This is a genomic window from Pelagerythrobacter sp. (genome assembly GCF_041912895.1).
In the GTDB taxonomy this organism is placed as follows: Bacteria; Pseudomonadota; Alphaproteobacteria; order Sphingomonadales; family Sphingomonadaceae; genus Pelagerythrobacter.
Map to the genome: position 1 here is coordinate 1,058,864 of NZ_JAYSGI010000001.1, position 13,633 is coordinate 1,072,496.

General features: G+C 64.9%; 10 protein-coding genes. 3 read left to right on the top strand and 7 right to left on the bottom strand.

Translation table 11 applies throughout. From position 1 onward, the window contains the following. Nucleotides 1–58: 58 nt before the first annotated feature. Both ACE3QC_RS05380 and ACE3QC_RS05385 read right to left on the bottom strand, forming a co-directional pair. Entirely contained in the window at nucleotides 59–1,798 is a 1,740-nt protein-coding gene (locus tag ACE3QC_RS05380) for an SLC13 family permease (RefSeq protein ID WP_374406072.1), read from the bottom strand. Nucleotides 1,799–1,932: 134 nt separating this feature from the next. Next, on the bottom strand, nucleotides 1,933–3,144 hold the full coding sequence (locus ACE3QC_RS05385) for a mechanosensitive ion channel family protein (RefSeq protein ID WP_374406073.1): 1,212 nt from the start codon (nucleotides 3,142–3,144) through the stop codon (nucleotides 1,933–1,935). Nucleotides 3,145–3,347: 203 nt separating this feature from the next. On the opposite strand from ACE3QC_RS05385, the gene ACE3QC_RS05390 reads away from it, so the two are divergent. After that, entirely contained in the window at nucleotides 3,348–5,507 is a 2,160-nt protein-coding gene (locus ACE3QC_RS05390; RefSeq protein ID WP_374406074.1) for a TonB-dependent siderophore receptor, read from the top strand. Then, complete coding sequence (locus ACE3QC_RS05395; RefSeq protein WP_374406075.1) at nucleotides 5,507–6,745, top strand: PepSY-associated TM helix domain-containing protein; 1,239 nt, start codon at nucleotides 5,507–5,509, stop codon at nucleotides 6,743–6,745. Before ACE3QC_RS05390 ends, ACE3QC_RS05395 begins: the two co-directional genes overlap by 1 nt. 3 nt (nucleotides 6,746–6,748) lie before the next feature. On the opposite strand, the gene ACE3QC_RS05400 is transcribed toward ACE3QC_RS05395, so the two are convergent. The 3 genes from ACE3QC_RS05400 to egtB are packed head-to-tail and all read right to left on the bottom strand — an operon-like array spanning nucleotide 6,749 to nucleotide 9,727. After that, nucleotides 6,749–7,459: a TIGR02281 family clan AA aspartic protease gene (locus ACE3QC_RS05400; RefSeq protein ID WP_374406076.1), complete on the bottom strand. Its 711-nt coding sequence runs from the start codon at nucleotides 7,457–7,459 to the stop codon at nucleotides 6,749–6,751. A gap of 19 nt (nucleotides 7,460–7,478) precedes the next feature. Then, entirely contained in the window at nucleotides 7,479–8,465 is a 987-nt protein-coding gene (gene egtD / locus ACE3QC_RS05405) for an L-histidine N(alpha)-methyltransferase (RefSeq protein WP_374406077.1), read from the bottom strand. Beyond that, nucleotides 8,465–9,727, bottom strand: coding sequence for an ergothioneine biosynthesis protein EgtB (egtB, locus tag ACE3QC_RS05410; RefSeq protein ID WP_374406078.1), 1,263 nt, complete (start codon nucleotides 9,725–9,727; stop codon nucleotides 8,465–8,467). The genes egtD and egtB overlap by 1 nt, the downstream gene beginning before the upstream one ends. Before the next feature lie 172 nt (nucleotides 9,728–9,899). Here egtB and ACE3QC_RS05415 point away from each other — a divergent pair, with 172 nt between their 5' ends. Continuing rightward, nucleotides 9,900–11,525 carry a DUF1570 domain-containing protein gene (locus tag ACE3QC_RS05415; RefSeq protein WP_374406079.1) on the top strand — a complete coding sequence of 542 codons (1,626 nt, stop codon included), beginning with the start codon at nucleotides 9,900–9,902 and terminating at the stop codon, nucleotides 11,523–11,525. A 40-nt stretch (nucleotides 11,526–11,565) separates the two neighbouring features. On the opposite strand, the gene ACE3QC_RS05420 is transcribed toward ACE3QC_RS05415, so the two are convergent. Both ACE3QC_RS05420 and ACE3QC_RS05425 read right to left on the bottom strand, forming a co-directional pair. After that, nucleotides 11,566–11,886, bottom strand: coding sequence for a hypothetical protein (locus ACE3QC_RS05420; protein WP_374406080.1), 321 nt, complete (start codon nucleotides 11,884–11,886; stop codon nucleotides 11,566–11,568). Between the two features lie 119 nt (nucleotides 11,887–12,005). Then, a complete protein-coding gene (locus tag ACE3QC_RS05425; RefSeq protein WP_374406081.1) occupies nucleotides 12,006–13,601 on the bottom strand; it encodes a phosphoenolpyruvate carboxykinase in 1,596 nt (531 codons plus the stop codon). Between the last annotated feature and the right edge of the window lie 32 nt (nucleotides 13,602–13,633).

A 13,633-nucleotide genomic window follows, 5' to 3' on the forward strand; every position in this document is an offset into this window, starting at 1 on the left:
CACTTCTTCCCTATCTGATAAGTCGACATTTAGCGCGAAATAGAAATTTCTTCAACGGTCACGTCATCAGGATCAGCGCAAAAGCGCTTCCCGCACCGACAAGGCATAGCGCGGTCAGCGGCAGGCCGAGCCGCGGAAAGTCCATGAAGCGGTAGCCGCCGGCGCCCATCACCACCGCGTTGTTGTGGTGGCCGAAGGGCGTCAGGAAATCGAGCGACGCGCCGACGGCGACCGCCATCAGTAGCGGCTCCACCGGCGTTCCCGTGCGCGAGGCGAGCCCCGCCGCGATCGGGCTGAGCACCACCGCGGTCGAAACGTTGTCCACGAACGGGGTGATGACGACCGCCAGCATCAGGATGGCGAGCACCACCACCAGCGGCTCGCCCAGCGGCAAGACGTCGGCCAGCCCGTCGGCAATCAGATGGGCGGTGCCTGTCTCCTCGACTGCGATCCCCAGCGGGATCATGCAGGCAAGCAGGATCACGATCCCCCAGTTCACGTCCTGCAACGCCGTGCGCAGGTTGAGTTGCCCCGACAGTGCGAACGCCAGCACGACGCCGCCGAAGGCGATCTGCGCCGGCAGAAGCTCGAGCGCCGTCAGCACGACCCCGACTCCGAAGATCGCGACACCGCCCAGTGCGTTGCGGCCCCTGCGCGCGATGCGGCGTGGGGACAGCGCCAGCAGTCCGCATTCCGCGGCAAGCTGGCGGATCGCCGCGCGATCACCCGAGACTGCGATGACGTCACCCATCGAGATGTGCAGATCGGCGAACCGCCCTTCGATCCGGCCGCGTCGGCTGGCAAGCGCGACGACGCGCGCATCGGGCCCGGCATAGGCCGCGATATCCTCGACTCGCGAGCCGAGCAGAAGGCTCTCGGGCATGACGACCAGCTCGAGTGGTTCCGCCTCCCCGCTGTCGATGTGCGAAAGCGCACCGTCGTCCGCCAATTCGTCGATCCGCCCGATATGACCCTCGACCAGTAGCGTATCGCCGAGAGCCAGCACGATGTTCTGGCGGCGTGCGAAAACATGCGCGCCATTGCGCACCACGCCGTGCAGAGTGAGGCCCGACTTGCGCTCGAAGGCGGCGAGGCTGACCCCCACGAACGGCGAACCCGGAGGCAGCGACCGTTCGGCCACGAAGTCGGTCGGTCCCACTTCAATCGCCTGCCCGCCCCCGTCGCCGCCGAACCGGGCGAGGACCCGCGGCGAGCCGACGACGAGCCAGGCGATCCCGATCAGCGCCAGCGGCCCGCCGACGATCGCCAGTTCGAAGTAGCCGAGGCTGCGCCCGGTCTCGCTGACCATCCATTCGTTGACGACGAGATTGGCCGGGGTGCCGGTCAGCGAGCAAAGCCCCCCGAGAAGGGTGGCGAACGACAGCGGCATCAGCACCCGCGCGGGCGCGATGCCGAGCCGTGCGCAGACCGACAGCGCTATCGGAAACATCAGCGCCAGCGCGCCGATATTGTTCATGAACACCGAAACCCCGGCTCCAGCGAGACAAAGGAACAGCAGGACCCCGGTTTCGCTGCGCAAGCGTGCGACGATCCCGCGCGCGAAGCGGTCGAGCGTGTGGGTGTCGGCCAGGGCGGCAACGACCAGCAGGATTTCGATCACCGTGACGACCGCAGGGCTGGCGAAGCCCGCGAACACCGAAGTCACCGGCACGGCGCCGCTGGCGAACCCCGCGGCAAGGCCGCACATGGCGACGATCTCGACCCGAAATCGCTCGGTGGCGAACGCGAAGAGCATCGCGAGCAAGATCGCGACGATCGCTCCCTGCTCAAAGCTCATGCAGCACTTGCCCTACCCGCCGGGATTGCCGAAACGCTGTCATCGAGCGCTCTATTCCACAAAACCCACTCGCGAGCTAGGCCATTGGCGAGCGCCGCACGATGCGGTTTCTTCCTATCGGCGAGACGGTGCGCTCAGGTGGCGGGGCGTAGCGCCCGGTCGAAATCGCTACCGGTCGGCTGCTGGAACAGGCGCAGGCCGAATTCGTGCAGCACCGCCAGCAGATGGTCGAACACGTCCGCCTGGATCGCCTCGTATTCGCCCCAGTCGACCGTTTCGGTGAAGCAGTAGACCTCGATCGGCAGCCCCTCGGCGCTGGGCGGCAGCTGCCGCACCAATTGCGTCATCGTGTCGGAAATCCGCGGATGCCAGGCGAGATAGGCGACCAGATAGGCGCGGAACACGCCGAGGTTTGTCATCCGCCGCAGATCGACCTCGCTGCGCCCTTCGGGCAGCCCGGCGTTGAAATCGGCGATGTCGCGCCCGCGCGCCGCTAGATAGTCCTTCAGCAACGAAAAACGGGCGCTCTCGCCTATCTCCGCTTCGCTCAGAAAGCGCACCGAATTCTGGTCGATCATCAGCGCGCGCTTGATCCGGCGCCCGCCCGATTCCTGCATCCCGCGCCAGTTCTGGAACGGCTCGGCGATCATCTTGTAAGTCGGGACGGTGGTGATGGTCTTGTCGAAGTTCTGGATCTTGACCGTGTGCAGCGCGATATCGATCACGTCGCCATCGGCATCGTATTGCGGCATCGTTACCCAGTCGCCCACCCGCACAATATCGTTCGAGGTGATCTGGACCGATGCCACCAGCGACAGGATCGTATCCTTGAACACCAGCATCAGCACTGCCGCGAGCGCGCCCAGTCCGGACAGGAGCAAGAGCGGCGATTGCCCGATCAGCGCGGAAACAATCAGGATCGCCGCTGCGCAGTAGACGACGATCTTGCCGACCTGGAGATAGCCCTTGATCGGGTGGCGGGCAGCATCGGGCCGCTGGACGTAAGCCTCGTTCGCCGCATCGAGCGCGGCGCTGATCGCCCGCGCGACGGTGAGAATGACGAACGCGCTCGCCAGCGTCGCGACCAGTATCTCTACCGCCGGGGGAAGATTGGGCACTACGGCCACCCCAGCGCCAATGATGATCGCGGGCACCGCGTTGGCGAGCCGCCCGGCGATCAGCGGGATCGAGGGCATGTTGTCGTCGAACGTGGTGCGCTCCAGCACCTTGTCGACCACGCGCAGCACTACACGTTTTGCTACCCAGTTCGCGATGGTGGCGACGAGGAGCAGGATGGTGAGACCCAGCGGCATCTCCAGCGATGGATGAACATTGAACGTCGGCATCGTCCACAGATCGGCGATCGGTCTTCTCCACTGGCGGTCAGGGCTCGTCGATGGCCCCGCGCTTATCGTCCCTTCCCGCTGGCGCGCAACCCCACCCGCCGTGGCCGCTCTCAATCAAATGTCGGCCCGCCTAATTTGCGATTGATTTGCACTAGCGAGAGGCTTAGCCGCACCTGCGAAAGATCCGCAATCAGGGGATGATCGTGCTTCCGAAAACCGCCCGCCAGATGAATTTCGCGCTGTTCACCAGTATTTGCCTGCCCGCCTCCGCATTCGCACAGGATATTCCGAACGAGGAAGCCGTGAGCGAGGAAGAGCAAGCCGCGATCGCCGACGAGAATACGATCGTCGTAACGGGCCGGGCGCAGAAGCTCTATCGCGTGGAGGAAACCACATCGGGCAAGCTGCCCACCGCGCCGCTCGAATCCAGCCTCGTCATCACCACGATCACCGAGCAGTTGATCGAGGATCAGGGCGCGCGCGACGCGCAGGATCTTTATCGCAACATCTCAGGCGTCAGTTTCTTCAGCTACGCCGGGGTTACCGCCCGCGGCTTCCGGCAGGAGGAAATCTTCTACGATGGGCTGCGCGGCGACCCCTACGCCGGTTTCTCGGTGCCGCAATTGTTCAATATCGAGCGGGTCGAGTTCCTCAAGGGTCCGGCGGGGATGCTCTATGGGCCAGGCGCGCCGGGCGGCGTGTTCAATTACATCACGAAGAAAGCGCGGGACGACGCGTTCGAGGGCCGCGTAAAGGCCATCGGTGGGACGGAGGATCGCTGGGGCGGCTCGGCGGAGGTCAACGCGCCGCTGGGCCGCGGTTTCGCCGCGCGCGGCGGCGTGTTCTACGAAGATCGCGGGACTTTTCGATTCAACGCCGCGTCGCGCACATTGATTATCGATGGCGGGGTCTCGTTCGATCCGGGGCCGATCCGCCTCGACATCCAGGCGACCCGCTATGACCAGGAACTGGACGCCAATCGCCTGCGCGGCGTGCCGACCGGCGACGATGGCGAGTTCCTGACCGACCGCCGCTGGAACCACAACGAACCGGGCGATTTCCTGAACCTGCAATCCGATGTCTTCCAGATGCGGCTGGAGGCCGAGCCGCTGGACGAGCTCTCACTCGACGCCACGGCCCGTTACAACACCGCGACCGAGGTCCAGAACTATCACGAGCCGCGGGGGCTGTTCGATTCGGACGGCGACGGCACGATTGACGCGACGATCCGCGAATTCCGCGACCAAATGCGTACGCAGGATACATGGTCGTTCGGTGCCAACGCCGTCTGGTCCGCACAACTTTCCGGCAGCGTCGGCAACCGCGTGCTCGCCGGATTAGATCATTTCATATCGGACCAGTATTTCCAGGGCCGTTCGCTGCGGGGGACGACCGCGGTGACGCCGGGCTTGCCGAATCCGCTGAGCCTGTTCGATCCGCAATACGGGCAATCCGATCCGGCAACCTATAACCAGGGGCCGTTCAACGTCACGCTGACCGACGGTACGCGCACCGGCTTTTACCTGCTCGACGAGCTGACCATCGGGCGCCTGATCCTCACCGGCGGTGTGCGCCGCGACAGCTTCCGCGACGATGTGGACGGCACGGTTTTCGAGGACGACGAGACGACCTATCGCGCAGGCGCGGTCTACCGCGTGACCGACGAGATTTCCGCTTTCGGCCAGTATGCAACGAGCTTCGAGCCCCAAAGCGCGAGTTCGCAAAACCCGCTTGCCGGTGGGCCGTTCGCACCCACTTCCGGCGACATCTTCGAAGGCGGCATCAAAACCGCGCTGATGGGCGGACGCGTGCAATCGTCGCTGTCCGCCTATCAAATCAAGCGAACCAACATCCTGCAGATCGACCCGGCGGGCGATGCCGGTGGCGACGGGGTCGAGGATCTTCTCGCGATCGGCGAGATCACCAGCAAGGGTATCGAGTTCGACATCGCCGCCGACATCACGCCGGACTGGGTGGTGACGGTCGCCTACGGCTACAACGACACACGCATCACCGGCGACAACGGCGGCGGCGGCTTCTCGAACGCGATTGGAAACCGGTTCGCCAACGCGCCCGAGCATCAGGCGGGATTCTGGACCCGCTACCAGTTCCCCGCGCTTGGCCTCGCCGCGGCGGTGGGCGGCGATTACGTTTCCAGCCGCCTCAGCATCGACGGGCAGCGGGTCGATCCCTACATGGTTTTCGATGCTTCGCTGATCTACGAAACCGGCCCGATCCGCGCGATGGTGCGCATCGACAACCTGTTCGACAAGACTTATGCCGCTTCCGGCTTTATCGAGCGCACCGGCCATTTTCCGGGTGAGCCGCGCTCTGCCTTCGTGGAGGTCGGATACCGGTTCTGATGGAACTGGCGCGCGAGATCGACGGCAGTCGTCAGCCCCGCACGAAGCGCGTGCCCAAGGCTGCGCGCAATTGGTGGACTGTTCACCAATGGGTCGGCCTGAAACTGAGCCTGTTCATGACCTTTGTGCTGCTGACCGGCACGCTGGCGGTGGTGAGCGCGGAGATCGACTGGCTGCTCCAGCCGAGCCTGCGCGTCTCCCCCTCCACGGTCGAGGGACCGGTCGCTTGGGCGGAGATCGCCCGGAACGCCGCGCGATATCCCGGTGTCGCGCGGGCCACCGCGATCGACGCGCCGACCGCATCGGCCTTCGCCGCGCGGGTGACGATCGAGCACGCTGACGGATCGCTGGGCTTCCTTCACGCGCACCCGGCCACCGGCGCGATCCAGGGCGAGGGGCCGTGGGTCGATGCGGCGCGAGTGCTGCGCAACATGCATCGGCATCTCAACCTGCCGACTTCGATCGGCGTGCCGATCGTCTCCTCGCTCGCCTTCCTCCTGCTGGTGAGCCTCGTTTCCTCGTTCGTGGTCTACAAGAAATGGTGGCGCGGCTTCGCCAAGCCCCTGCGCCGCCGCGATGCGCGCACTTGGTGGGGCGATTTTCATCGGCTCGCCGGGGTCTGGTCGCTGTGGTTCGTGGCACTGATCGCGCTGACCAGCGTGTGGTATTTCGTCGAGAGCCTGGGCGGCGATGCACCGCCCGCGCCCCAAGCCGACATTGCTGCCCCATTCACGCCCGGTCCGGTCCGCGCCGATCTCGCGCGCTCGTTCGATGCGGCGCTGGCAGCCTATCCCGGCCTCCGAGTGGAGCGCGTAGTACTGCCGGGGCCGGATAACCCCCTGCTGCAACTCCACGGCGATTTCGAAGCCCTTCTCGTCCGCCCCCGCGCCAATGCGGTCTGGGTCGATACCCGCACGGCGCAAGTCTTGCTGAAGAGCGACGGGCGCGACCTGAACCTCCACCAGCGTATTTCCGAAATGGCCGACCCGCTGCATTTCGGCGATTTCGGCGGATACTGGACCAAGGCGGTGTGGTTCCTATTCGGGCTGGCGCTGACCGGCCTTTCCGTGTCCGGCGCGGCGATCTACTCGTTGCGCATAGCGCGCGACCGCGAACGCGTGCTGCGCCTGTCGCGCGCGCTTTCGGGCATGTGGCAAGGCATGGCACACTGGCGCTGGCTCTCGGTGCTGCTGCTGGCGATAGGCGCGGTCATGCTGGTCGAACTGTTCCGCCAGTAGGCACTACTGCGACCACTCCACTTCCGCTTGCGGGTTGTGCGGCACGAGGATCAGCGTGTTGTCCTCCACCCGCCACGATTGCAGGCGCGAAAGCAGGTTCATGCCCACCACGCTGGTTTCACCCAGCCCCGGCGCGATAACAGCATCAAGCCCGCGCGCGGCGACGTTGCCGAAGCGCATCTCGTCGATCGTGGTGATATCGGCCGAGATCGTGCCGTTCGCCGTGCTGAGCCGCACGGGCACGCCGCCGGTGCGCGGTTCCAGCCCGATGCGACCGGCGACTTGCGCGGACACCGCGGTCAGCGTCGCGCCGGTATCGACCATGAACGCGACCGGCTCTCCGTTGACTTGCGCGCGCAGCCAGAAGTGCCCGTCCGGCGCGAGCGGAATGCGCGTTTCGCCCCCCTCCACCACTTGTTCGGGCAGGCCGAGTTCGGGCACCGCCAGTTCGATCCGCGGATCGAAGCGCGAAAGCTGGAGCACCAGCATGACGAGAATGCCGACCAGCGCCAGCGTGCTCACCCGGCGCACGAACAGCCCGAACGGCACGCTGCGCCGCGCCATGACCGAGCCGATCCAGCCGGCCAGCAGCGCCGCCACGGTGGCTATGAGCAGGCCCGAGCGCGGAACTTCCGCGATCACTCCAGCGACGGCAGTGAAGAAGGGGTCGAAATCCACGCTGCCGATATAGGCGCTGTCGGCTTGCGCTTCCATGACCGATGCGCAACCCGCTTCAGGGTGCGCTTCGCGCGATCGTCGCTTCCGCCAGGATCAGCGAGAAGCGACCTTCGGCATCCTTCCACCGCTTCACCGGCGTCCATTCGCCCGCGAGCAGCAGCGCGTTGGAACTGCGGCGCGAGAACTTGTGGCTGTTTTCGGTATGGATCGTCTCGCCCTTAGCGAGCGCGAAGCTCTCGCCCGCGACTTCGAAGCGCATGTCCGTCTGCGCTTCCAGATGCATCTCTATCCGCGCGAAATCGTCGTTCCAGCGCGCGATGTGCCGTAGTTTGTCCACCGGAATCGTCCCGCCGAGTTCGCGGTTGATGCGCCGCGCGAGATTGAGGTTGAATTCGGCCGTCACCCCCGCGGCATCGTCGTAGGCGGCCTCCAGCACCGCAGGGTCCTTGATGAGGTCCATCCCGATCAGCAGCATCGAGCCTGCGCCCAGCGTGGCGCGCATCGTGCGCAGCAGGTCGACCGCCGTGCGCGGAACCATGTTGCCGATCGTCGAACCGGGGAAGAAGCCGAGCTTGGGCGTGGCGGCGGCCGCATCGGGCAACGCCACCTCGCGCATGAAATCCGCCTCCACCGGATGGACCGGCAGGCCGGGGAATTTGGCCGAGAGGTCTTCTGCCGCCGCGCGCAGGAAATCGCCCGCGATGTCGAGCGGGACGTAGGCCGCCGGCTCGATCGCCTCGAGCAGCAGTGGAGTCTTGACCGAGCTGCCGCTGCCGAATTCCACCACCGCGCGACCCGGCCCGATCGCATCCGCGAACTCGCCCCCTCGCGTGCGCAGTATCTCGGTTTCGGCACGGGTCGGATAATATTCCTCGACCTGCGTGATATCCTCGAACAGTTGCGATCCGGCATCGTCGTACAGCCAGCGCGCGGGGATCGCTTTCTGCGGCTGGCGCAGGCCCTCCAATACATCGGCGCGAAACGCGCGATCGACCCCCTGCTCGTCGCGATCGACGAGTGCGATCCCCTCCCCTGAAGCCATCAGATATCCTTTGCGAGCCGCAGGCCGGTGAATTGCCAGCGCTGGTGCGGATAGAAGAAATTGCGGTAGCTGGCGCGCGAATGGCCGCGCGGCGTGGCACAGCTCGCACCCTTGAGCACGAACTGGCCGGACATGAACTTGCCGTTGTACTCGCCCACAGCGCCCTCGCACGGGGCGAAGCGCGGGTACGGCAGGTAGCCCGATCGGGTGAACTGCCAGCAATCGCCGAACAGGCCTTCGCTGCCGATGGGAAGCGGCGGTGCAGCGTCGTCGAGCTGGTTGCCGCCGGCGGGATCGTGCGACGGCGCGCTTTCGCCGTGCTGGCCGCGCGCGACCGCTTCCCACTCGAATTCGGTCGGCAGGCGTGATTCGGCCCACGTCGCGAAGGCATCGGCCTCGAAATAGGAGATGTGCGTGACGGGCGCTTGCGGGTCGCGTTCCTGCCAGCCGCCATGGGTGAACTGCTCTGCGTCTCGCCAGTAGAGCGGAGCGTCGATGCGGTACTCCTTCACCCATGCCCAACCGTCCGACAGCCACAGCCGCGCTTCGCGGTAGCCGCCGTCGGCGATGAACGCATCCCACTCGGCATTTGTGACGAGACGGTCCGCGAGCGCGAACGGCTCGAGCAGCACCCGGTGGCGCGGCCCCTCGTTGTCGAAGGCGAAACCCGCGCCGTCATGCCCGACGAGCGCGATCCCGCCGGGATGGGTGTGCCAGCTATCGGTCGCTGGCCCGTCATGCGAACCCGAACTCGAGCCATCCCACATCGCCGGGCCCAGCGGATTCTGAAACAGCGCGTGCTTGATATCGGTCAGCAGCAATTCCTGATGCTGCTGCTCGTGCGCGACGCCGAGCGCGATCAGCGCGGCGCAATCGGGATCGTCGAGCACGTCTTCCATCGCGGCATCGACATGGCCGCGCCATTCGCGGATCTCGTCCACCGTGGGGCGCGAAAGCAGGCCGCGGTCGAACCGGGCGATCCGCTCGCCCTCCGCCTCGTAATACGAATTGAACAGGAACGGCCAATCCTCGCGATAGAGGCGATAACCGGGCCGGTGATCGCGCAGAAGGAAGGTTTCCCAAAACCAGGTGGTGTGCGCGAGGTGCCACTTGGCGGGGGATGCGTCCTCCATCGACTGCAACGTCGCGTCGGCATCCGACAGCGGCGCTGCCAGCGCTTCAGTGAGCGTTCGCGTGCGGCGAAACTGATCGGAAAGGCTCGCCGCCGGATCGGCGCAGCGAGCCGCGTTGGGCTGGGGCACGGAAATCTCCTGTCGCTTCCAGTCCTTAACGACGATGGAGCATTTCGGTTGCGATTGAAAGGGTGGTTTGGCGAAGCTCCCACCGCTCACCCAGTTACCGTAAGCTTACGTGGCCAATATCAAGCGGTATGCTACGTTGGTGCGAATCAATTCGTAAGGGGGACGATTGATGATGGCGAGATACTTCGCAGCAGCTTCAGCATTGCTCACTTTCGCTTCGCCGGTGTCAGCCGACTGGCATGAAGCACAGTCACAGCACTTCGTGGTCTATGCCGACGATAGCGAGAAAGACGTGCGCGAGTTCGCCGAACTGCTCGAGCGGTATCATGCAGCGATGAGTCTGCTGACCGGGCAAGAGGTCGCGGTGCCGAGCCCCTCGAACCGGGTTACAATTTTTGCCGTCGGAAACGAGCGGGAAATTCGACGATTGCTGGGTGACGGCGCTGACAACGTCGCCGGCTTTTACCTCCCGCGTGCCGGCGGCTCGCGCGCGTTCGTGCCCGATGTCCGCACTTCGAGCCGGGAAACGCCGTTCTCCTTCATCGTGCTGCTCCACGAATATGCCCACCATTTCCTGATGTCGAGCCAGCGGCACGCGATGCCGCGCTGGCTGAACGAAGGCGCGGCGGAATTCTTCGCATCAAGCCGTTTCGCGCGCGACGGCTCACTGCAAATCGGGCGCCCCGCCTATCACCGCGCGGGCGAGTTGGCCTACGCAAAGGACGTGAGCGTGGAAGAATTATTGGACCACGAACTCTACGAAGAAAATCGTGGGCGCCGCTACGACGCGTTCTACGGGCGGTCATGGGCGCTGTATCATTACTTGAGGTTCGATGAGGAGCGATCCGACCAGCTTTCGCGATACGCCACCGCCATCACCCAAGGGATGCCACCGCGCGCCGCTGCGGAAAGCGCTTTCGGCGATCTGGACGAGCTGGAACGCGATCTTGACCGCTACTTGCGCAAGCGGAGAATGACGACCTTCGATTTTAAGCCCGGAACCTTCGAGACTGGCGAGATAACCGTCCGTCGCGTGAGCGAGGGGATGGACGAGGCCATGCCGCTACGTATCCGGTCCCAACGCGGCGTCGATCGCGAACAGGCGCTGGAACTGCTGCCCGACGTGCGCGAAGTGGCGGCTCGCTATCCGAACGATGCCGATGTGCTGGCCGTGCTGGCCGAGGCCGAGCATGACGCTGGAAACGATGCGGAGGCCATCGCCGCCGCCGACCGCGCCATCGCGATTAATCCCACAACCAAGAACGCCTACGTGCAAAAGGGCCTATCTCTGTTTCGCATCGCTTTCGACGCCGAAGAAGACGAGATCGATGCCGCTTATGCCGCAGCGATGGAACCTTTCCAGAAACTCAACGCGCTGGAGAACGATCATCCGCTGCCGCTGATATTCTATTATCGCAGCTTCACGGAGCGCGGCGAAGAGCCAAACGAAAACGCCCGTCACGCACTGGAGCGCGCATCGATATTAGCACCGTTCGATCAGGGACTGACAATGAATGCCGCCAACATGCTAGCGAGCGAGGGAAAGATCGCCCTGGCGACGAGTTATCTGGAGTCGCTGGCCACTAATCCGCACGGCGGAGGTTTGGCGGAAGAAGCCCGCAATATGATCGAGGCGATGAAAACGGTCGACGAAGGTACGCGCTTTTCGAACAGTCGTGCATGGCGGGAACCGGATCCCGAAACGCTTTCCGACGATCCCGATGCGTCCACTTCCGAGGATGGAGAGGGTTCGGACGATAGCCCGACCGAACCGGAGAGTAGCGAACCGTCGGTTTGACCGCGATACGCCTGAACAACGCATCGTCCGGTCAGTTCGATCAATTCTTTCCGAACAACTTGCCCGCGAAACCGGCCACGTCGTCGAACGGGTTGCCGTCGTGGTCCTGATCGAGGATCTGGGAGAAGCGGGCAAGCGAGCCCTCGCCGCCGATCTGTTCGACGATCTGCTGCAGCGTGCCGGTATCGAGGCCGGTCTTTTCGGACGCGAGGCCGACGGTGTCGCCGGGTTCGTGATGCGCTTCACCCAAGGCGGCGATTGCCTTTTCGGCGTCGGCCGAATCGATGCCGAGCTTGTCGGCCATGTTCTTGACCGTGGGATGATTGTGCGCCGCGCCGAGCAGCTTGTCGAAAAGGGCCATGATCGTTTCTCCTGACTGGCCGGCCATCGCGGCCGCTTGGTCTTACAAACGAATGGCCCCCGCTCCGGTTTCCCGGGCGGGGGCTCTCCTCTCCAACCGTGAAACCGGTGAAATGCGCGTCAGGCGGCGACGGGAGTTTCAGGCGCGGCGTCGCGCACCCCCTGGTCGACGTGATCGGCGAACGGCGCGAAGTTGTCGATGAAAAGTTGCACCAGTCTGTTCGCGGTGCGGTCGTATTCGTCCTTGTCGGCCCAGGTCGAACGCGGATCGAGGATCCCGTCGTCGACACCGGGGACGGACACGGGAACCTCGAACCCGAAGTTCGGGTCCTTGCGGAATTCGGCTTCGTTCAGACTGCCGTCGAGCGCGGCGTTGAGCAGCGCGCGGGTCGCCTTGATCGGCATGCGGCTGCCGGTGCCGTACTTGCCCCCGGTCCAGCCGGTGTTGACCAGCCAGCACTGGACCTGTCCCTTGGCGATCCGTTCCTTCAGCAGATTGCCGTAGACACTGGGATGGCGCGGCATGAACGGCGCGCCGAAGCAGGTGCTGAAGGTCGCCTCGGGCTCGGTCACGCCGATCTCGGTGCCGGCGACCTTGGCGGTGTAGCCCGAAAGGAAGTGGTACATCGCCTGATCGGGCGTCAGCCGCGCGATCGGAGGCAGCACACCGAAGGCGTCGGCGGTGAGCATGATGACGTTGCTGGGCGGCGGGCCCATGTTTTCGGCCGACGTGTTGGGGATCGAGCTGAGCGGATAGGCGCCGCGCGTGTTCTCCGCGAGGGAGTTGTCGTCGAGATCGATCTCGCCGCTATCGTCCATCACCACGTTCTCGAGCACGGTGCCTTCCATCTTCGTGGTCGCGTAGATTTCAGGCTCGGCTTGCGGATCGAGACGGATCATCTTGGCGTAGCAGCCGCCTTCGAAGTTGAAGACCGCGGTGTCCGACCAGCCGTGCTCGTCGTCGCCGATCAGCGTGCGGCTGGCGTCGGCCGACAGCGTCGTCTTGCCGGTGCCCGAGAGGCCGAAGAACACCGCGCTCTTGCCGTCCTCGCCGATGTTGGCGCTGCAATGCATCGGCATCACGCCCTTGGGCGGAAGCAGGTAGTTGAGGATGCCGAACACGCTCTTCTTCATCTCGCCGGCGTATTTGGTGCCGCCGATCAGGATCAGCTTTTCCGACAGGTTGACCGCGATCACAGTCTCGCTGCGGCAGCCGTGGCGCGCGGGATCGGCGCGGAAGCTGGGCAGGTCGACGATCGTGTACTCGGGCACGAAGCCTTCGAGTTCCGCCGCCGTGGGCCGCACCAGCAGCGTGCGGATGAACTGGTTGTGCCAGGCGAGTTCGTTCACGACGCGCACGTTGGCGCGATATTCGGGTTGCGAGCCGCCGAACAGGTCGGCGACATAGAGCGTGTCCTTGTCCGACAGCGCGGCCATGAAATCCCCCTTGAGCGCTGCGAAATGTTCGGGCGTCATCGAGGCGTTGTTGTCCCACCACACGGTGTTTTCGGTCTCGGCGTCGCGGACGATGAACTTGTCCTTCGCGCTGCGCCCCGTGTGCTTGCCCGTCTCCACCACCAGCGGCCCATGCTTGGCGCGGCGGCCCTCGCCGTTCGCCAGCGCGGCTTCGGTCAATTCGGCCGATGACAGGTTCGCGTGGATCGTGGCGCGGGTTTCGATACCCTGGCTCGAAAGCGGGTAGGACAGCGTGGTCACTTCAATCTCCTGATCGCGCCGAACGGCCCCGC

Excerpts from the sequence above, each read along its gene's own strand:
- ACE3QC_RS05380 (WP_374406072.1), bottom strand. The coding sequence starts at position 1,798 with ATGAGCTTTGAGCAGGGAGCGATCGTCGCGATCTTGCTCGCGATGCTC.
- ACE3QC_RS05385 (WP_374406073.1), bottom strand. The coding sequence starts at position 3,144 with ATGCCGACGTTCAATGTTCATCCATCGCTGGAGATGCCGCTGGGTCTC.
- ACE3QC_RS05395 (WP_374406075.1), top strand. The coding sequence starts at position 5,507 with ATGGAACTGGCGCGCGAGATCGACGGCAGTCGTCAGCCCCGCACGAAG.
- ACE3QC_RS05400 (WP_374406076.1), bottom strand. The coding sequence starts at position 7,459 with ATGGAAGCGCAAGCCGACAGCGCCTATATCGGCAGCGTGGATTTCGAC.
- egtD (WP_374406077.1), bottom strand. The coding sequence starts at position 8,465 with ATGGCTTCAGGGGAGGGGATCGCACTCGTCGATCGCGACGAGCAGGGG.
- ACE3QC_RS05415 (WP_374406079.1), top strand. The coding sequence starts at position 9,900 with ATGGCGAGATACTTCGCAGCAGCTTCAGCATTGCTCACTTTCGCTTCG.
- ACE3QC_RS05420 (WP_374406080.1), bottom strand. The coding sequence starts at position 11,886 with ATGGCCCTTTTCGACAAGCTGCTCGGCGCGGCGCACAATCATCCCACG.